The sequence below is a fragment of the Neobacillus sp. S1227 genome (genome assembly GCF_055385255.1).
This window is the reverse complement of record NZ_AP038276.1, coordinates 4617991-4637676: the sequence shown is the minus strand read 5'-3', so window position 1 is coordinate 4637676 and position 19686 is coordinate 4617991. Positions and strand designations below refer to the sequence as shown.

The following is a 19686-nucleotide window of genomic DNA, read 5'->3' as shown; positions in this document are numbered from 1 at the left end:
ATAACACATACAATATTATAATCAATACTAAATTATAATAATTATAAATAAGGTTTTTTACTCAAAAAAATCATAGCCCCCGACATTTTTAATCCATACCTTGGCGTTTTTACCATCAGGGTCTGAAATCCATAAATCTCTTGTTGTCATGGCTATATCCTGATAACGAAGCCAAGTAATTTTACCAGCTGCAGAAAGATATATTGGATCGTAGTCTCCATAGTCATTTGGCGGATGGGTAATTTGTTTCTGTGGTGAATCGCCGATTTTTATTAAGAATAACGATGGATCGGGCCGCTGTTTTGGGTTATTTGACCATTCACTTTCTTTTACCCTTGATACATAAAGAGAATGGTCATCTTTCCAAGTGAAACCTAATTCCGCAAAATGTTCAGGCGTCAGGCTGGTAGTTTGAAAGGCCGGCAGGTCCGTGACCTTCATATCTTTGTTCTTAAAGCCGGAGACAATTCTCCCGCCTCCCGCTATATATCCAATCCGATTTTGCTGAAACGCCCATTTTGGTGCCCCCACTTCCCAAATAATTTCGTCTAAAACTTCGAACGTTTGCCCATCAGACGAGATAACACAAACCAGATTGCTGTCCATTGACCATGAGGCAGTAGGGCTCACCATAAAGGAAATCCATTTTCCATCAGGAGAAAATTTGAAATCGGTCGCATCAATTGCTAACAAACTGACGTCCCCTTTTTTCAATTCACTGGGAATGGTATAGAACCTGTTCGCATTTTTAGTGAGACTGGTGATTTTGTCTAAGTTCCTTTCAAGTCCAATCTTGTAGAGAATGGGATTGGTCCATCCATCAGGCCTTAGGGAAGCCCCTGAGCTTGTGATAAAAGCCCGTCCATCCGGAAACCAATTGTAGTCTCCCACACCAAGAGCAATATTATAAAAAGATTCAAGATTGGAGACATTTAAGACCCCACCGCTTTTAAAAGCAACAAGGTTTTCCACTGGGGACCATTTCGGATTAGTTCCATCTAAAGTTATTCTCTTATGTTTTTTCGTTTCTATATTGTATACCCAAATCTCCGTCTGGAATTCTACATTGGGATGTTGCTTCTCTTTAGGCTCCACTTGATACACAATCCATTTACCATCATGGGACCATTGGGGCGGATATGGATATTTTGCCGACTCATTTGTAATTTTTTCTTCCTTTCCATCTATCTTCGTCCAGAGATATCCGTCCCTTACAAATGCAGCCTTCACCTTGTTGCTTATTGGTTCTGCTCTCGCAAGGTTCGGCATTAGTATTAGGAATATCAATACGATCAAAAACCTTTTTTTCATTTCTTCACCTCATTGTCAATCCTTCAATTATTTTCCTCCGAAATTTGAAAAAAATTAGGGTTTTCTTCAAAAATAATACAGTGGCAACACTTTGCACCTGCTTATAATTGATAAATTCCATAAAAATGAGGATTAATGGGTAAATTAATATTATTTATAAGCGAAAAAGGTCTTTAGGGGGAAGTGAAATGAAATTAACACATCAACAGCGCATCGAATTACACGGCTTTAATAATTTGACGAAATCATTAAGTTTTAATATGTATGATATTTGTTATACGAGAACGAGAGAAGAAAGGGAAGCATATTTAAAATACATCGATGAACAATACAGTGCTGAGCGGTTAACTAGGATTTTAAAAGATGTAGCAGACATTATAGGAGCACATGTATTAAACATCGCGAGTCAAGATTTCGAGCCTGCGGGAGCAAGTGTCACCATCTTAGTATCGGAAGGCCCGGTTGAAAATGCGCCGTCTGAAATCTTTGAGGAATCACCTGGTCCGTTGATGGAATCTGTAGTCCTCCAATTAGATAAAAGTCATATTACCGTTCATACATACCCTGAATATCATCCTGACGAGGGAATCAGCACATTTCGGGCAGACATAGATGTTTCTACATGTGGAGAGATTTCTCCTCTTAAGGCGCTCCATTATTTAATCCGTTCCTTTGAAACGGACGTGATGACAATCGATTACCGTGTTCGAGGCTTTACGCGTGATAAGGATGGATATAAGCTGTTCATTGATCATGAAATTAGTTCCATCCAAAACTATATTCCTGAGGACGTCGGCGAAATGTTTGATATGATTGACGTGAATGTCTATCAAGAGAACATTTTTCACACCAAATGCAAGCTGAGGGAATTTGACCTTAATCATTATTTATTTGGCTATACAAAAGATAAATTGTCCCCTGATGAGGTTATAGAAATTACGGAGAGAATTAAGCTTGAAATGGACGAGATTTTTTATGGGAAAAATATTATCTAAAACTGGAAAAATAGTCATGTAGAAGAGGTCTATGTGCCCCGAACTGGCGGTTGAACAAGAAAACCGGTCACATAGAAGGGGTCTACGTGACCGAACAGGCAGTTGAACTAGAGAACCGGTCACGTAGTAGGGAGCTGCGTGACCGAAATGGCGGGTGAACTGGAAAACTGGTCACGTAGAAGGGAGCTGCGTGACCGAAATGGCGGGTGAACTGGAAAACGGTCCTATAGAAGAGGCACGAAACTGCGATAAAAACGGAAAAATTTGAAATTTATTTATTCAATAAATGATGCAGCATCCTATTTTTATCCTCAAAAAACTGCTTTGTGATCCGGAAATGGTTTGTGTCCTCCAACCGGCTTTCCCTAATGCCATCTTCAGTGAACTCAAAAATTTTCGCATCAGGGTAGGCCATGATGATTGGTGAATGGGTAGCAATGATAAATTGGGAGTTCTCATTTACTAAATCATGAATCCGTGTCAGCATCGACATTTGCCGTAATGGAGATAAGGCAGCTTCCGGTTCATCTAAAATATAGATTCCATTGCCTCCAAATCGATGGAGGAATGTTGAGAAAAAGGCTTCACCATGGGATTGTTCGTGAAGGGAAACCCCTCCAAAAGAATCTATGACTGGACGACCTAATATCTCACGATCCATCTCTTCAATATTAGAGGCCACATTATAAAAGCTTTCCGCCCTTAGGAAAAAGCCATCCTTCGGCCTTTCAACCCCTTTAATTATTTTAAGATAATCCCCAAGTTCTGAATGAGAGTCATAGGTCGAAAAATTAAAATTGAAGGACCCGCCTTCCGGATTAAAGCCCATTGAGACTGCAATGGCCTCTAAAAGTGTGGATTTCCCCATTCCGTTTTCTCCAACGAGGAATGTAACTTTTGAATGAAAAAAGAGTTCATCCCAATTTTTTAAGCAAGCTAGGTTAAAGGGATATCTTTTTGAGGGGATGCCATCATTTTTTAATCTAACACTTCTAATATATTGGTCTCCGAAAAAATTCATCTGAATCGACTCCAAAGGATTTTTAACCATTTTACCATTTTGGCTTTAAGAAACGGAGAATATTTTAATGGCGTTCTAAAAGTCGTTATTTATCTGAAACAGCCCAGCAGTTTCGGCATTCCGTAATTCAATATTTCTAGGGACTTTTAAATCTGCAATAAAGCAATAAAAAAGAAGAGGCTGACAATGATGTCCTCCTCTTCTTCCCGTTTATATAGTTCTTGAAGGATTTATTTGTAGATTTTTCTCTCTTTTTTGTGTAAAAAATGAAAGAAGAATCAATAATACAACCGTTATTACGCAAACACTTGACCCAATTAAATTGTTAGGGTTAAGCAGAAACATAATAAAGATGGTACTTAACGAAATAACTGCAAAAATCGTGGTATACGGAAAGAATTTTACCATGAACCCCGGTTTATTTTGATATACAGGGCGTAGCTTTAATTGTGCCAGACAAATACTAGTCCAAATTAACATGACTGTAAAACCAGGGATGGTCATAAGATAACTGATGATTTGGCTGGGTGTTAAATATGCGAGATAAACACCTGCCGCAATACATACACTTGTAATGGAGATCCCTGCAATAGGAATTCCGTTTGCAGAAGTCTTAGCTAGCCCTTTCGGTGCTACACCACTTTGGGCCATTGAAAAAAGTGTCCTTGAAGTTGCATAAATGCCAGAATTGGCAGCAGACAAAACGGCTGTTAACAAAACAAAATTCATGATGTGGGCCGCACCCGGCAGTCCGGCACTGCCGAATACCTGAACGAAGGGGCTATCCTCGCCAGTTACCTGATTCCAGGGCATTATTCCGCAAATAATAAGGATTGGAAAAATGTAAAAAATGATTACACGGAAAATAGCACCTTTAATAATTTGCGGCAGAACACGTTCACTGTCCTTCGTTTCTGTAACGGCAACTCCAATTAGCTCTGCGCCTCCATATGAAAACATAACAACCAAAAAGGCGCTCATTATCCCGCCAATACCATTAGGAAAAAACCCACCGTTTCCAGTATAATTTGATACCGGGTCATGTACGGTGCTTGGAATAAATCCAAATATCAGCAACGCTCCTAAGACAATAAAAGCCACTAAGGCAAGGATTTTGATTCCGGCAAACCAAAATTCAAGCTCGCCATAATATTTTACTTGAAAAAGATTGATCCCGACTATTACCGCTGCACATATAAAACTTAGCAGCCATAGCGGGGCAGTCGGAAACCAAAATTGCAAGAAGCTTCCTGCGGCCAGGAGTTCCACGATGGTGACGAGAATCCAGTTTATCCAATAAAGCCAACCGACGATAAAGGAAACGCGAAATCCAAAGGCTTTATGGACAAGATGCTGGACATTGTGATTGGGGTTGGCAAGCGCCATCTCTCCCAAAGCCGCCATAACGATAAATAATAACAGTCCGCCGATCAAATAGGTGATAATGACACTCGGACCTGCAATATGCAGTGTATCAGAACTTCCTTTAAAAATCCCCGTACCAATCATGCCTGCTAATGCTATAAACTGTACATGCCTAGGCAATAACCCTTTTTTTAAATCCTGTTGACCTTTTTTCACATTAACCAACCTACTTTTCTATTCTGCTTAAACGCTTTTAAGCGCTAAAGTATTTTATACTAATATATCATTTTTCCTCCGTTTGTCAAAGAAAATATTATATTAGTAATATTATTGTGAAACGATTCTAAGCCGATTATGTTCATTTACCCTAATATCCCATGATGAATCTGACAGATGAAATTTATCATTAATGGATTTCCGGTTTTTTCTCATCCACCTGACGGCAAATTGGTTTGCGTCTTTTTCAACCCATTGTTGGCTGTAGGATCCTGAGTTTAATGAATATAAACGAAACGGCTGTTTGTTAAGGGAAAACTGCTGATGGTGGCGTATTTCATGAAATAAACAATAGGCACCATGGAGTTTGACTAAATGCTTATCTTTATAAGGTAAATTAAAAAGGTAAATGAATATTATATTGTGTTTAAAGTTATAGGTGGAAAAGACACCTTTTTGAATAATAGATTTTAATAGACTGTAGCGTTCAAAAAGGGTGGCATGAGATGCTATTAATGAAACTACAGATTGCCAATCTTCGAAAAGATAAATATCAGGAAGAGGTTCTAAATTATTTGGTAATAGATTAAGAAGGAATTTCACATCTCCTTCAGAAAGAATTGAGGAATAGCTGTAAATTGTCATGTAAGACCCGCCCTTTAAAATTTTCACCTTTTAATAATATTCTGTCAAAACACGAGATTCCCCTTTCGAAAGCAACAAAACAGCACAGGTAAATTTTACCTGTGCTGTTTTTATGTTTAAATGAAATTTTTGTTGATAATTTAAGATGACATCTTCACTTTCTTTTCTGTTGTTGTCCATTTTCCGCGGCTTGGGCTGATTACCAAGTCATTATAGGCTAAGACATTTAAATCTCGTTGTATGGTGCGAGGAGTGATACCAAATTCCTCTACAAGTTCCTGCGTTGTGACAGTGCCGTTATTGCGGATAAACATGTAGATACATTTGATGCGGTTTAACATCCGGTTAGTTGAAGGTTTCAAAGAACCACTCCCTATCCTTTTTTCAAACCTATGGCTTAATCCCTCTACCGACAGCCTCTTTGAAGAAGATTCTTCAATATATGTAGTTTTCTTTTCCGCGCAGACATCTCCTTTTTTGGAATCATTGAAGTGGTACTTAGATGTCATACATCTAACCATATTGTACCCATAATTTCAGAAAATTTCTACCACAATAGTAAAGTTTACGTAAAAATGCTTACAAGGTTTCAAATTTTTGAGAATCTCTCCCTCCTTTTTTAGCTAATAGGAAAGCAAAAATCCAACTACGCCTCTGACTTCGCACTATCAGACTAGTCAATCGGCGAGTTTTCATTTATTTTCATACTATAAGTTATGGGGATACATGTTTGGATTATGATAATTTTTTGAATTTTTAGGAAAAATATCTCAATTATAACTCAAGAAAAAAAGACGAATAGGCTGTCCGGAACTTCGCTTTTTTCGAAAATATTGGTAAGATATTTTCAGTAAGAAAACTTAGGAGTGAACCACTGGTAAAATAGTTTAAAAAGGAGTATTGGAAAATGACTTATGCAATTTTAAATGGTGCGCTGATAGATCGATCAGAAGCTACGGTCGACATTGAAGACCGCGGCTATCAATTTGGTGATGGGGTATATGAGGTCATTCGCGTCTATAACGGAAAAATGTTTACAATTAAGGAGCACTTGGATCGCTTCGAAAAAAGTTCAGAAAGTATCGGTATAACACTCCCATACTCTGCAGAAAAACTATCAGATATGCTAAAGGAACTGGTTGAAAAAAATACTCTGAAAACCGGCATTGTATATATGCAGGTTACCAGGGGTGTTGCACCTCGTAATCATTCTTTTCCGGCAAAAGAAGTTGTACCTGCCCTGACTGCCTATACGAAAGAGCTTCCAAGGCCGGCTGAGAATTTGAAAAATGGTGTGAAAACGATACTTACAGAGGATATCCGCTGGCTTCGCTGTGACATAAAAAGCTTAAACTTGCTTGGCAGTATCCTTGCCAAACAACAGGCTGCTGAAAAGGGCTGTTTTGAAGCAATCCTGCATCGTGGACAGGATGTTACTGAAGGAAGCTCTACTAATATTTTTATTGTGAAAAATGGAGTAATTATCACGCATCCATCGGATAACTTGATTTTAAAAGGGATTACCAAGGACGTTGTTTTACAGGGCTGTGCTGCCAACAATATCCCGGTTGAGGAACGGACGTTTACGCTAGATGAATTGGCTGCTGCTGATGAAGTGTTCCTATCAAGTACAACTGGTGAGGTTATGCCGATCATTGAAGTTGCGGGTAAAAAGGTTGGGAACGGGATGCCCGGCCCAGTAACGAGGAAATTACAGGATTTGTTTACTCAAGAAATTGAAAAACAATGCGGTGCGTTATAAGAAAAAAGACGTGGAATAGGGTCCACGTCTTTTTATATATCATGGTAAAACAGCTTCCGAGAGTAAATCAGGCTTATCCGAGAGTAAATCACGCTAGTTCAATCACAAGGCCCTAGGATTGAAACTGAAACAAATCACTCGATAAATACCGTTCTCCTGTATCACAGGCTATGCATATAACGATTTCATCAGGAGATAAACGCTTGGCAACCTGTAAAGCGGCAAAGCATGCTCCGCCTGATGACGGGCCGACAAGGAGTCCTTCTTCACCCGCTAATTTCCGCGCAATATCGTAGGCATCTTCATCACTAATCTGATGAATTTCATCATAAACATCTTGATTTAGAATCTCCGGAATAAACCCTGGACTTGTTCCGACAAGCTTGTGCTTTCCGGGTTTGCCCCCTGATAAAACAGGCGATCCCTTTGGTTCGACGACGTGTACGGTAATATTCGGAAAATGTTCCTTTAACACTTCACCAGTCCCTGTAATCGTACCACCTGTTCCCGCAGTTGCAACAAACGCGCCAAGCGGCTTACCAATTTCTTTAACAGCCTCGATAATCTCCAAAGCTGTGGAAGTTCGATGTGCATTGGGATTTGCTTCATTTTCAAACTGCATTGGAATAAAACTGTTTGGTATTTCAGCGGCAAGTTCCTGGGCCTTCCTAATGGCACCTGGCATTTTTTCATCTCCTGGGGTAAGCACAACCTCAGCCCCGTAAGCTTTTAAGATATTAATGCGTTCCTGTGTCATTGTATCAGGCATAATAATAATGGCTTTATATCCACGTGCCGCTGCATTCATGGCCAGCCCGATTCCTGTGTTGCCGCTTGTCGGCTCAATGATTGTTGCACCTGGAGTTAACTTTCCTGCCTTCTCTGCTTCTACAATCATATTGAAAGCAGCTCGGTCCTTCACGCTTTTACTTGGATTAAAATATTCCAGCTTCAAATAAACTGAGGCCCCGTCTTTAGGAGCGATCCGATTGAGTTTGACTAAAGGTGTTTGTCCGATTAAATCTGCAATATTATTGACAACTTTCACTATGAGGGACCATCCTTTCCTTTGCTTCTAAATTCTATAATAAATAAAAATAATTCCAATGTAAAAAATATCGGATAATCTAAGCTGTAAAATAGATATAATGAAAAGGAAAAATACTAAATATGGAAATAAAGGAATGAAAAAAGCCAGTGGAACATCAAACTCATTTTTTCTATGCTATAAGAATTCCTGAAGAAACGAAAGGAATTATGAAAAACCATATCGAACAATTAAGAACAGCGCTTCCCTTCCAGCGCTGGGTACACCATCTGGACCTGCACATCACATTGGCGTTCCTGGGGTCTGCTCCCGTTGAAATGCTTGAAGCTTCCGTAAACAATGTCAAATCAGGCTTAAAATCTGAACAAGCTTTTACACTTAAAATTAATGAATTGGGGATATTCGGTGCGAAGGATTCCCCGAGAGTGTTTTGGGCGAACACAGAAGAAAGCCCCGAACTGCAAGCCCTGCAAAAAAAAGTATTCCAAGCATGTGAGGGAGCAGGATTTGCGCTCGAAAAAAGGCCGTTTCGTTCACATATCACACTGGCAAGAAAATGGCGTGGGGGCGTTCCCTTCCAAAATGAGCAGCTCACAATTTGGAAAGAGCTTCAGCCCGAACCGCTCCCTTTTCTAGCTGGAGAAGTGGTGTTATATCAAACCCATCTCAACCAAACACCGAAATATGAAGCCATTAAACTTTTTCCTTTACAAACATAAAAAAGGTTGATTACTATGAAAGAATTATACTTTGTGATAAATCCTAAAGCCGGAAATGGCCATTGTTATAAAATTTGGCGAAAAATTGAGCTGAAATTGAAGGCTGAGGAAATTTCTTATTTGGCTTTTTTTACGGAGCATTCCGGACATGCTAGAATAATTTCTGCGCAAATTGCGTCCAGGAATAACCATTCTAAAATCGTCGTTGCCGTCGGAGGTGACGGGACGCTTCATGAAGTAGTGAATGGAATCATTTACCATCCAACTATTACGTTAGGATTTATACCTGGCGGATCGGGAAATGATTTTTCTAGAGGCTTTCAAATTCCAGCGGACCCAGCTGCCGCCCTAAAAGTAATGCTCCGCCTGATGAAAAGTGATGCGCCATTAATGGATGCCGGGAAAATTACGATTCAGGACAAGTCCGAGCAATATTTTATTAATAATATGGGGGCCGGATTTGATGCATTGATTGCCTATCAGGTCAATCATTCGCGAGTAAAAGCCCTGCTAAACAAATTCTCTTTGGGCCGTCTGGTTTATGTTTATTTTCTTTTGAAAGAACTATTTTGTTATAAAACTTCTACAATTGATTTATCAATTGACGGTAAAGAGCATAAATTTAAACAAACATGGTTTGTGACTGTCTCCAACCAGCCTTACTATGGGGGCGGAATGAAAATTGCACCTGCTGCTGAACCGCAGGATGGTTTACTTGATATTACAGTTGTCCATGAATTATCAAGACTGAAACTTTTAATTGTTTTTATCAGTGTTTTTTGGGGGAAGCATAGTTATTTCAAAGCGGTAAAATCATTTAAGGGAAGAGATATAACAATTCGTTCAGATATAGAGCTCTATGTTCATGGAGACGGGGAGCATGTTGGACATATTCCATTAAAGGCAGAGATTATTCCAAAAGCTTTACATGTGTTAACGCGTATGCACTATAAGGACGAAGTTGATTTGAAAGAGAGGGACTCGAATGGAATCCACTAAAAGGAGTTTTGAGGCCTATTTGGATGAGATGACCATTATTACGATACTTCTTCCCCTTTCCTACTACAATGGCCAGTCATCTTCATTTTCTATAATCTGCGGTGCGGAAAAGAGTCCTTTGAAAATCATCGATAAAATCCCTATTGAAAATTATCTGAAATATACTTGCCGGTCTGCTGATGAGATTTGCTTTGGCAAAGAATATGTGATTGCTGATAACCACGGCGGCAGGACGGACCTTCAAATAGGGGCAGTTATTCGGACGGAAGCTTTTGATAATAAGTTTTTTTATGAAGGAATTGACTTGGGGGTAACGTATCAACATGATCGATCCCAATTTAAATTATGGGCTCCGACAGCTACACAGGTGAAATTAAAATTGCGCCACCCCGCCACGCAGTATGCGGAAATCATAAAAATGAAGCTAGGGGACCGGGGTGTATGGTGTTTAGATATTCATCGCGACTTGGAATTGTATCAATATAGTTTTCTTGTACAGGTTAACAATAAATGGCGGGAAGCAGTGGACCCGTATGCCAAGGCGGTATCAGCCAATGGGGAGCATGGAGTTATTGTTTGTTTAGAGAAGACAGCACGGCAAAGGGTAGAGGTGCCGCCGATAACCAGTCCAGTTGAGACGATCATTTATGAAGCCCATATCCGAGACTTTACGATACACCCTCAAAGTGGTGTGAAAAATAAAGGACTGTATCTTGGTGCTGGTGAATTAAATACCAAAGGGTTGGATGGAGAACCCACAGGCCTGTCCTATGTCAAAGAATTAGGCATCACCCACTTGGAACTCCTTCCTTTCCACGATTTCGCGGGAGTCGATGAATGGAATCCAGACAAAGAGTATAACTGGGGTTATAACCCGCTCCATTTTAATGCTCCAGAAGGGAGCTATTCCACCAATCCCTCTGACCCGTATTCCCGGATATCCGAGTTAAAAGATTTAATTGACCAAATTCACAGAGCCGGCCTCAGGGTCATTATGGATGTTGTTTATAATCATGTCTATATCCGTGAAGAATCCTCTTTTGAAAAAATTGTTCCCGGCTACTACTTTCGGCACAATGAAATTGGCCTTCCTTCTAATGGAACTGGTGTGGGAAATGACATTGCCTCCGAGCGGAAAATGGTGCGAAAATTTATTATCGATTCCATTCGCTACTGGCTGGACGAATACCATATTGACGGTTTCCGTTTCGATTTAATGGGAATCCTGGATGTTGAAACAATGAACGAAGTCAGAAAGGTATGTGATAGCCTGGCAAAAGGGATTATTATCCTCGGTGAGGGTTGGAACTTAAATACACCGCTTCCTTTTCAGAAAAAGGCAATTATCGCCAATCAGGCAAAGTTGCCTGATATTGCCCAGTTCAATGACCAGTTTCGCGATACCATCAAGGGGAGTACCTTTAATATATTGGATAAGGGATATGCTTTAGGGAATAAACAGTATCTCGAGTCGGCCTTTGAAATGATTACTGGAAGTATTGGGATTAAGGCCGAAGGGGCAGGAATCTTTAATGAACCTGTTCAATCCGTCAATTATGTGGAATGCCATGATAATCATACCATATGGGATAAGTTACAATCTTGTCTGCCGGATGTTGATGATGCTGTAAGAATGAGGTATCATCGCCTTGCGACAGGGATCGTTCTTCTCTCGCAGGGAATACCTTTCCTTCACAGCGGTCAGGAATTTTTTCGAACAAAACAAGGTGAAGGTAACAGCTACCGATCTCCAGATTCCATAAACCAACTGGATTGGAATCGCAAAAGTCAATTTAAAGAAAATGTGGATTATATAAAAGGACTTATTCAAATCAGAAAAGAATACTATTGTTTCCGGTTAAGATCTGCAGCAGAAATCCGCAATCAAGTAAGCCGGCTGCCACTTCCGTCGCCAATTTTGGGATGTTCTTTTAAACAGGGAGATTCTGTCGTTATGCTAATCACTAATCCTTCTTTAACTTCACACAAGATTAGTATTCCAAACGGGGAATGGAGCGTTTTAGCCGACAGAGATTCAGCCGGTATTATGGCAAAAAAAGTTTTTCAAGGCGGAGAAATTCAAGCAGAACCCATATCTTTAAATGTTTTAGTGAAAAAATAGTTTCCCATGATTACTTGACGAAAAATAGCTATTGGAGATAAAATTTATTAGGATGGCTATTGTATGCTATTATTCAATAGCTTTTTTTTATTAATAAAAAACAATTCGTAAAACCTTCGCACGTCTTGGTTTTACTTCTGATTTAGATGAGGGCCCCAACCTCAAAGAACGGCATAAGTTGAAGGTGAACAGTTTTGGAACATATATTAGGACAAGAGTGGGAAATAATACCTGCCGGCGGGGCCACCGGAGAGGCCTTTTATGCAAGGCATGAGGACCAACGGCTTTTTTTGAAGCGGAATTCGTCTCCCTTCCTTGCAGTACTTTCGGCAGAGGGAATTGTCCCTAAGCTTGTTTGGACAAAACGATTGGAAAATGGAGATGTCATTACAGCCCAGCAATGGCTTGAAGGCAGGGAACTGAAATCGACGGAAATGAATCAAGAGGTTGTTGCCAAGCTTCTAAAGAAAATTCACCGTTCAGAGCCCATGCTCGGTATGCTGAGCAGACTGGAAAAATCACCATTGCAGCCTGAAACGATCTTTCAATCGGTGGTCTCTGGACTGGATGTAGAGCTATTAATCCTTCCGGAAGTCCAAGAAACACTCAGCTTTTTAAAAAAAGAAGCGAAAAACGTTTATTGTGAAGAAAAGGTGGTTTGCCACGGAGACGTCAATCATAATAACTGGCTTTGGACTGATGACAATCAGTTGTACCTCATTGATTGGGATGGAGCAATGATTGCGGACCCTGCCATTGACTTAGGAATGCTCCTATATTGGTACATTCCTGAAGAAAATTGGCAGGATTGGTTGAAAATGTACGGGGAAAACTTAACCGACGATTTGAAACTTAGAATGCAATGGTATGTGGCATTGCAGACTTTATCTTCTATCCAATTTTATAAAAATAAACATCGTGTGGATGAGATGAATAAGTGGATTCAATTCTTAAGGGACATACTTTAAGAAAATTGCCCAATATCATCTACCCATTGTGACAGGTTCTCTTGATGCGCTGTAATATGCCCGTCTAAATCTGCAGTTTGCGCTCCTGTTTGGCTGTAACGGTAAACTTCTTGTAAGATAGGTTTGACATTTTGGTCAACCTGATTGTTTACCATCAAGGATTTGATTAATCGTTCCAATTGTTCACATTCGGCAACGGACCCGCAGCAATCTGTTTGATGATTGCTTAATATATCTTTGAGCAAGGTTACTTGGTCATGATGACTTAATGGCATAAAAAGCACACCCTTTCAAGTGGGAATGAAAAAAGAATTCACAGTTAGGTTGTGAATTCTTTTTTTATTTATTCACTAGTATCACTGTTTTACTTGCAAGACAAAAATGAGCATGCTATGTATTAAACGATAATATTTTTAGGAGTGGCAAATAAATGAGACTCAGAAATAAACCTTGGGCAAAGGATAAAATAGAGCAGTATCCGCAATATGCAGTCCCAAATCCGGAATTAAACAAAGGAAAATGGAATGAAGTGTTTGGAAATAACAACCCGCTTCATATTGAAGTTGGCACTGGCAAAGGGCGTTTCATAACTGAAATGGCCAAGGCCCATCCGGATATTAATTATATTGGAATTGAACTATATGATAGTGTGATTGTGGCGGCATTGGATCGCTTGATTGAAGCGGAATTACCCAATGTAAAGCTTCTTAATGTCAACGCTGCAGAATTAGAAAAATATTTTACCAAGAATGATGTGGATCGAGTTTATTTGAACTTTTCCGATCCATGGCCAAAGACTCGTCATGAAAAAAGAAGATTAACCTACAAGGATTTTCTTAAATCTTATGAGAATATTCTCGTAGCTGGCGGGGAAATTCATTTCAAAACGGATAATCAAGGTCTGTTTGAATATTCCTTAATGAGTTTTTCTGAATATGGATTGTTATTAAAGTTCCTTAGCCTTGACCTTCACAAAAGTGATTTTGAAGGTAATATTATGACCGAGTATGAACAGAAATTTTCCGAAAAGGGCAATCGAATTTATCGCTGTGAAGTTAAATATCAGAATGATACAAAGGGGCAGTCTTAAAAAGACTGTCCTTTTTTACGTTAATAGGAAAGATTAAATTTTTTCAAATTTATTCTTTCCTAACGCATAAATTCAACTACGCCTCATGAACGTCCTAACGGACTTGCAAATCGGCAAGTTTTCATTTATTTTCATACATTTCTGGAAATGTTAAACTATTGAAAAGGGAAGGAGGAGAAAGAAACATGCAATCATTGAAAATTGGTAATGTTACTCTTACTTGGATTTCAGGAGGGGTTACGAATTTGGATGGGGGGGCTATGTTTGGTGTGGTCCCAAAGCCATTGTGGTCAAGAAAATACCCGGCAAATGAAAATAACCAAATTGAATTGCCAACAGATCCTATTTTAGTTCAATTTGATGGGAAAAATCTGCTGGTTGAGTCGGGACTTGGCAGCGGAAAGTTGACTGAAAAGCAATTAAGGAACTTTGGCGTCACAAAGGAATCAGAACTGGATGCCTCTTTAGAAAAATTAGGCTTAACTCCTGAAGACATCGATTATGTCTTAATGACCCATCTTCACTTTGATCATGCTGGCGGATTGACTAAGCTTGTGAACGGTGAGTACGTATCTACATTCCCAAATGCCCAGATTATAGCGTCGAAGATTGAATGGGATGAAATGAGAGAGCCCAATATTCGTTCAAAAAATACATATTGGAAGGAAAATTGGGAAGCTGTGCAAACACAGGTTGTCACCTTTGATGAGACCTGGAGTTTTGGACCTATTCAGTTGATTCACACGGGAGGGCATAGTAACGGACATTCTATCCTTTTAATTGAGGATGGAGGCGAAACAGCTATTCACATGGCTGATTTAATGGCTACCCATGCCCACCAAAATACTTTATGGGTAATGGCTTATGATGACTATCCGATGGACTCTATTCGAGCAAAGGAAAAATGGTTTCCATACGCGCTTGAGAAAAATGCTTGGTTTACCTTTTATCACGACGCTTTTTACCGTGCTGTCAAATGGGGACCTGATAACAAAATTACAGAAAGCATCAAAAGGGAAAATTGAGGCTTCAATATTTATGAAAAATAGCCGCATCATAAAGATGCGGCTATTTTTTCATTAAGACACCAAGTTCTCGGATAACTTGCGGATTTCCAAAATCGTTCCGGTTGAGGCATCGGCAATAAATTCATATTGTTCATTGTTTCCATCATTATTTTTTGAAATGCCGCCCTTATAGACCTGATATTGCACCTGATTCTGTTCATAAGGCTCCGCTTTCATATGTATCCACGACCCGTTGATTGGTCCGTTTTGTTTAAATTGTGCTTTTACATGTTCTAATACCTTTTCTGGTGAAACTTTTGTTTTTTGCGAAATAATCTGTTTAGCCGTATATCCCCCAACGATCCCCACCGATACTCCGAATAAAAAAGACTTCCAGTTCATCACAAAGCCCCCTTTTCTTCAAAAAAATGCCAGAAGTATTTCTCCTTTCAGTATATCGTATTTAAAAATAAGAAGATAATAATACCTATAGGAAAATGAAATATTGGAAAGCTGTTTATAACTTCTGTAAAATAAAAATGATACATAGTATGAGATAAAAAGACTAAAGGAGTTTTATACATATGAATGAACAAACCTTGAAGCTTTTTCAAACCTTAACCGAGCTGCCTGGAGCACCCGGAAACGAGCATTTAGTCCGCAAATTTATGAAAGAACAGCTTTCACAATATGCCGATGAAATAGTTCAGGATAGGTTAGGCAGTGTTTTTGGATTGAAAAAAGGGAATGAAACTGGCCCGAGGATCATGGTAGCAGGGCATATGGATGAAGTTGGCTTTATGGTTACGGCCATCACCGAGAATGGAATGATCCGTTTCCAGACGCTTGGCGGTTGGTGGAGCCAGGTACTTCTCGCCCAGCGCGTCCAAGTCATGACAAAAAACGGTCCTGTCATCGGTGTTGTTGGATCGATCCCGCCGCATCTGTTGGATGAATCAAAGAAAAATAAACCGATGGAAATTAAGAATATGCTGATTGATATTGGGGCGGATAACCGTGAAGACGCTGAAAGAATCGGCATTAAGCCGGGGCAGGCCATCCTGCCGATTTGCCCGTTCACCCCAATGGCAAATGAGAAGAAAATACTGGCTAAAGCTTGGGACAATCGCTATGGCTGTGGCTTGGCGATAGAACTGCTTCAGGAACTAAAAGATGAAACATTGCCTAATATTCTTTATTCCGGGGCAACGGTTCAAGAGGAAGTTGGTCTGCGTGGTGCTCAGACTGCCTCTAATATGATTAAGCCAGATCTCTTTTTTGCACTAGATGCCAGTCCGGCCAATGATATGACCGGTGATAAAAATGAATTTGGGCAATTGGGCAAGGGAACATTATTGCGTATCCTTGATAAGTCAATGGTAACACACCGCGGGATGAGGGAATTTGTCCTGGATATGGCCGAAACACATAATATTCCGTATCAGTACTTCGTCTCCCAAGGCGGAACAGATGCCGGCCGTGTTCACCTGTCAAATGAAGGGGTACCAAGCGCGGTTATCGGTATTTGTTCCCGTTACATCCATACTCACGCCTCTATTGTCCATGTAGATGACTATGCAGCTGCTAAGGAATTATTGGTTAAACTAGTGAAGGCATGTGACAAAACAACTGTGGAAACAATTAAATCAAACAGCTAATTATGCGGGGGCGTGATGTCACATCATGCCTCCTTTGCTGTATTTCTAAAAAGGAGCAATTAGCATGAAAATTATTATTGGATCCCAAAACCCTACTAAAATTACGGCGGTCAAAAATAGCTTTCAACACCTGGAGGCAGCATTTATATCCTTAGACGTACAATCCGGGGTTAGCGAGCAGCCTTTCTCCGATGATGAAACAATAAAAGGGGCAATCAACAGGGCAAAAGGCGCGCTTGAACAAGGAAATGGCGATATTGGCATCGGCCTTGAGGGAGGTGTCCATGAAACTAGCCACGGGCTTTTACTATGCAATTGGGGAGCGCTTGCCACCCTCGATATGGAGCCGATTGTAGCTGGCGGTGCAAGATTTTTGCTGCCTGAGGAAGTAGCGGTCAGATTAAGGGCCGGTGAAGAGCTTGGTCCGGTTATGGAGGATTACGCGAAAAAGAAAAACGTCAGCAAGCAGGAAGGGGCAGTCGGGGTCTTTACGGATGGAATGGTCAATAGGGCCGAAATGTTTACGCATGTTATGAAGCTTTTAGTAGGGCAATTTACCTATCAGCAAAAATTAAAAGTAAAATAAGATATATAATTCGACATTATTTTTCGACAAAGTCTTGTCATTTGAATATTCTGGCAGTTATTATGGAGATAGAATAATGTTTTTAATTGGGGGAGAGCAGTCTGAGACTCTTTAAAACCATATCGATCTTCATAATATCGCTGGGATTATTAACTGCATGTGGAAATGCATCATATAATGAGGAAAGTAAGGCAACTATTAAAACTGTAAGAACAACGTTTCATGAAAAGGCAAAAAAGCCTACGAAAAAAAGTGAAAAAATTCATTTTTACCTTCCGTTCGGATATGAAATTGATAACACCACTCCGAATAATATCATTTTAAAAAATGGCTCGAAGACTTATATTTTGTTTGTTAATCCACAAGAAACCACATCTAGTGAAGTAGTGTATAAATCAACTGTTGAACAGTATAAAAAACTAGATACCAATGAAGTATTCAAAGATGATAAAATGTTTGGGTATTTGACCATTAAAAAGCTAAAAGACGATATGAATGAAATGACCATTGGTGTAGGCGGCGCAAAAATAACTACCCAGGTAAAAACCTCAAGCCTAGAAGAAGAAGCAAAAGCAATGACGCAGATCATTCATTCGGTAACATATAAACAATAAAACGGAGGTGCGTCCTTCGTTTTTTGTATGCCATGGTTGGTTAAGATAATAGGGGATGTCCAATTGCATATTATTGGACTGCATTCAGGATGGATTGTTATGATGGAAAAAACATTCTTTCAATACGGGGGTCGTTAAATTATGAAACATTTAGAGTCCATGGAGCAATTTGAGCAATTGCGTGACCAGGGAAAAACGATTTTTATGTTTTCAGCTAATTGGTGTGGAGACTGTCGGTTTATTGAACCAGTCTTGCCAGAGATTGAGTCCAAATTTATGGAATATACTTTTATCCATGTAGACCGTGATCAATATATCGATTTATGCCAGCAGCTCGATGTTTTCGGGATCCCAAGTTTTATTGCCTTCGAAAACGGCAAAGAACTGGGGCGCTTTGTTAGCAAAGACCGTAAAACACAAGAGGAAATTGAAGGATTTATTACAGGTTTAAAATAATTCAGCACAAGGCTCCATCTCCTTTTGGAGAAGGAGTCTTTTTATCTAAAATAAAAAACTACTCCTTTTAAATACTGGAGGGATATAAATGAAAATGGACAGTAAAAAGATGAGGCGAGAACTGGAATCGCGTTTGGATAATGAAGATAGAGTATTAACCTATGATCGCGACAAGGATCAGCTGCGTATTGAAAGCAAACGAACTGGAAAAGGGATTACAGTTGCACTAGCCGGGATTGTGGCTAAATGGCATAATGAGAAGGATAAAGCGATTGACGAGGTTGTTTATTATGTGGAAGAAGGGCTTCAGGCCATGGAGGAAACAATTCAATTAACTCACCATGAGAAAAAAATCTTCCCAGTAATCCGTTCATCCTCTTTTCCGAAGGAAGCCGAAGAAGGAGTTCCATTCCTTATCGACGAACATACAGCGGAGACGAATATTTATTATGCTTATGATATGGGGAAAACCTACCGCTTAATTGATTCCCGCATTATGCAAAAAGAAGGCTTGGATCCGTTGCGGATTAAGGAAATTGCCTTATTTAACGCAAGATCGCTGACTACATCAGTGAAGGAAGACCAAGTAGCGGGAAACATTTTCTATTTTCTTAATACCAATGATGGGTATGATGCAAGCCGGATTTTAAATAAGGGATTCTTGAATGATATGGAGAAGCGGATTACCGGGACAATGGTCGTGGCCGTTCCACACCAGGATGTCTTGATCATTGCCGATATCCGTAATGACAGAGGATATGATGTGATGGCACAAATGGCGATGAGCTTTTTTGCAAGTGGCCGCGTTCCTATTACCGCCCTGTCGTTCTTATACGAAAACGGAGAATTAGAGCCGATATTTATTTTAGGAAAAAACAAATAAGAAGTGGGATCACTAGTGAGTGGTCCCATTTTTCTGTGTCTCAAGAACGAAATTTAATATATTTTAGCTGTTTCAAAAGAATAATGTCGAAAAAATAAAAAATGCTGATAAAATAGAGTGACAATGAAATAGAAAGAGTGATAGTTTTGAGCTGGATCCAAAACTTTTTTCAAAAATTAAAGAAAGATGAGGAAGGCGAATTCAACAGGCCCCCCTTACAT

The 19686-nt window shown here is 39.7% G+C and carries 21 protein-coding genes; 13 read left to right on the top strand and 8 right to left on the bottom strand.

Annotation, left to right across the window (positions count from 1 at the left end):
- Nucleotides 1–57 precede the first annotated feature (57 nt).
- Nucleotides 58–1311, bottom strand: a complete 1254-nt coding sequence (locus tag ACZ5AE_RS23270) for a TolB family protein (RefSeq protein WP_464566895.1) — start codon at nucleotides 1309–1311, stop codon at nucleotides 58–60.
- Between the two features lie 188 nt (nucleotides 1312–1499).
- Between ACZ5AE_RS23270 and speD the strand changes: the two genes are divergently transcribed.
- A complete protein-coding gene (speD, locus tag ACZ5AE_RS23265) occupies nucleotides 1500–2306 on the top strand; it encodes an adenosylmethionine decarboxylase (protein ID WP_464566894.1) in 807 nt (268 codons plus the stop codon).
- Between the two features lie 271 nt (nucleotides 2307–2577).
- On the opposite strand, the gene ACZ5AE_RS23260 is transcribed toward speD, so the two are convergent.
- The 4 genes from ACZ5AE_RS23260 to ACZ5AE_RS23245 form a co-directional block, all read right to left on the bottom strand.
- Entirely contained in the window at nucleotides 2578–3327 is a 750-nt protein-coding gene (locus ACZ5AE_RS23260; RefSeq protein WP_464566893.1) for an AAA family ATPase, read from the bottom strand.
- A gap of 210 nt (nucleotides 3328–3537) precedes the next feature.
- Nucleotides 3538–4908, bottom strand: coding sequence for an amino acid permease (locus ACZ5AE_RS23255; RefSeq protein WP_464566892.1), 1371 nt, complete (start codon nucleotides 4906–4908; stop codon nucleotides 3538–3540).
- 111 nt (nucleotides 4909–5019) lie between these two features.
- The gene (locus ACZ5AE_RS23250; protein ID WP_464566891.1) at nucleotides 5020–5553 is read right to left on the bottom strand and encodes a hypothetical protein; all 534 of its coding nucleotides are present in this window, start codon (nucleotides 5551–5553) and stop codon (nucleotides 5020–5022) included.
- 140 nt (nucleotides 5554–5693) lie between these two features.
- Nucleotides 5694–5915, bottom strand: coding sequence for a DeoR family transcriptional regulator (locus ACZ5AE_RS23245; protein WP_173058944.1), 222 nt, complete (start codon nucleotides 5913–5915; stop codon nucleotides 5694–5696).
- A 545-nt stretch (nucleotides 5916–6460) separates the two neighbouring features.
- Here ACZ5AE_RS23245 and dat point away from each other — a divergent pair.
- Nucleotides 6461–7315, top strand: a complete 855-nt coding sequence (gene dat / locus ACZ5AE_RS23240; protein ID WP_464566890.1) for a D-amino-acid transaminase — start codon at nucleotides 6461–6463, stop codon at nucleotides 7313–7315.
- Nucleotides 7316–7427: 112 nt separating this feature from the next.
- On the opposite strand, the gene cysK is transcribed toward dat, so the two are convergent.
- Nucleotides 7428–8363: a cysteine synthase A gene (gene cysK, locus ACZ5AE_RS23235; protein ID WP_464566889.1), complete on the bottom strand. Its 936-nt coding sequence runs from the start codon at nucleotides 8361–8363 to the stop codon at nucleotides 7428–7430.
- 149 nt (nucleotides 8364–8512) lie between these two features.
- Between cysK and thpR the strand changes: the two genes are divergently transcribed.
- The 4 genes from thpR to ACZ5AE_RS23215 all read left to right on the top strand — a co-directional run bounded on the left by thpR (nucleotide 8513) and on the right by ACZ5AE_RS23215 (nucleotide 13171).
- On the top strand, nucleotides 8513–9082 hold the full coding sequence (gene thpR / locus ACZ5AE_RS23230) for an RNA 2',3'-cyclic phosphodiesterase (RefSeq protein ID WP_464566888.1): 570 nt from the start codon (nucleotides 8513–8515) through the stop codon (nucleotides 9080–9082).
- Nucleotides 9083–9097: 15 nt separating this feature from the next.
- On the top strand, nucleotides 9098–10081 hold the full coding sequence (locus ACZ5AE_RS23225; protein ID WP_464566887.1) for a diacylglycerol/lipid kinase family protein: 984 nt from the start codon (nucleotides 9098–9100) through the stop codon (nucleotides 10079–10081).
- The gene (gene pulA, locus ACZ5AE_RS23220; RefSeq protein ID WP_464566886.1) at nucleotides 10068–12203 is read left to right on the top strand and encodes a type I pullulanase; all 2136 of its coding nucleotides are present in this window, start codon (nucleotides 10068–10070) and stop codon (nucleotides 12201–12203) included. The genes ACZ5AE_RS23225 and pulA overlap by 14 nt, the downstream gene beginning before the upstream one ends.
- Before the next feature lie 194 nt (nucleotides 12204–12397).
- Nucleotides 12398–13171 carry a phosphotransferase gene (locus ACZ5AE_RS23215; protein WP_464566885.1) on the top strand — a complete coding sequence of 258 codons (774 nt, stop codon included), beginning with the start codon at nucleotides 12398–12400 and terminating at the stop codon, nucleotides 13169–13171.
- Here ACZ5AE_RS23215 and ACZ5AE_RS23210 read toward each other — a convergent pair.
- Nucleotides 13168–13446, bottom strand: coding sequence for a YtzH-like family protein (locus ACZ5AE_RS23210; RefSeq protein ID WP_464566884.1), 279 nt, complete (start codon nucleotides 13444–13446; stop codon nucleotides 13168–13170). The two genes, ACZ5AE_RS23215 and ACZ5AE_RS23210, sit on opposite strands and share 4 nt — an antisense overlap.
- 155 nt (nucleotides 13447–13601) lie before the next feature.
- Here ACZ5AE_RS23210 and trmB point away from each other — a divergent pair, with 155 nt between their 5' ends.
- Nucleotides 13602–14261: a tRNA (guanosine(46)-N7)-methyltransferase TrmB gene (trmB, locus tag ACZ5AE_RS23205; protein WP_464566883.1), complete on the top strand. Its 660-nt coding sequence runs from the start codon at nucleotides 13602–13604 to the stop codon at nucleotides 14259–14261.
- A 185-nt stretch (nucleotides 14262–14446) separates the two neighbouring features.
- Complete coding sequence (locus ACZ5AE_RS23200; protein WP_464566882.1) at nucleotides 14447–15286, top strand: YtnP family quorum-quenching lactonase; 840 nt, start codon at nucleotides 14447–14449, stop codon at nucleotides 15284–15286.
- Nucleotides 15287–15340: 54 nt separating this feature from the next.
- Here ACZ5AE_RS23200 and ACZ5AE_RS23195 read toward each other — a convergent pair whose 3' ends face one another.
- Nucleotides 15341–15670, bottom strand: a complete 330-nt coding sequence (locus tag ACZ5AE_RS23195; RefSeq protein ID WP_464566881.1) for a PepSY domain-containing protein — start codon at nucleotides 15668–15670, stop codon at nucleotides 15341–15343.
- A 182-nt stretch (nucleotides 15671–15852) separates the two neighbouring features.
- Here ACZ5AE_RS23195 and ACZ5AE_RS23190 point away from each other — a divergent pair, with 182 nt between their 5' ends.
- From ACZ5AE_RS23190 to ACZ5AE_RS23170, 5 genes are all read left to right on the top strand, one after another.
- A complete protein-coding gene (locus tag ACZ5AE_RS23190) occupies nucleotides 15853–16926 on the top strand; it encodes a M42 family metallopeptidase (protein ID WP_464566880.1) in 1074 nt (357 codons plus the stop codon).
- A 64-nt stretch (nucleotides 16927–16990) separates the two neighbouring features.
- Entirely contained in the window at nucleotides 16991–17512 is a 522-nt protein-coding gene (locus ACZ5AE_RS23185; protein WP_464566879.1) for a DUF84 family protein, read from the top strand.
- An 86-nt stretch (nucleotides 17513–17598) separates the two neighbouring features.
- Nucleotides 17599–18126: a hypothetical protein gene (locus ACZ5AE_RS23180; protein ID WP_464566878.1), complete on the top strand. Its 528-nt coding sequence runs from the start codon at nucleotides 17599–17601 to the stop codon at nucleotides 18124–18126.
- 141 nt (nucleotides 18127–18267) lie between these two features.
- The gene (locus ACZ5AE_RS23175; RefSeq protein WP_464566877.1) at nucleotides 18268–18582 is read left to right on the top strand and encodes a thioredoxin family protein; all 315 of its coding nucleotides are present in this window, start codon (nucleotides 18268–18270) and stop codon (nucleotides 18580–18582) included.
- An 88-nt stretch (nucleotides 18583–18670) separates the two neighbouring features.
- Nucleotides 18671–19465, top strand: a complete 795-nt coding sequence (locus tag ACZ5AE_RS23170) for a DUF1444 domain-containing protein (protein WP_464566876.1) — start codon at nucleotides 18671–18673, stop codon at nucleotides 19463–19465.
- Nucleotides 19466–19686 lie beyond the last annotated feature (221 nt).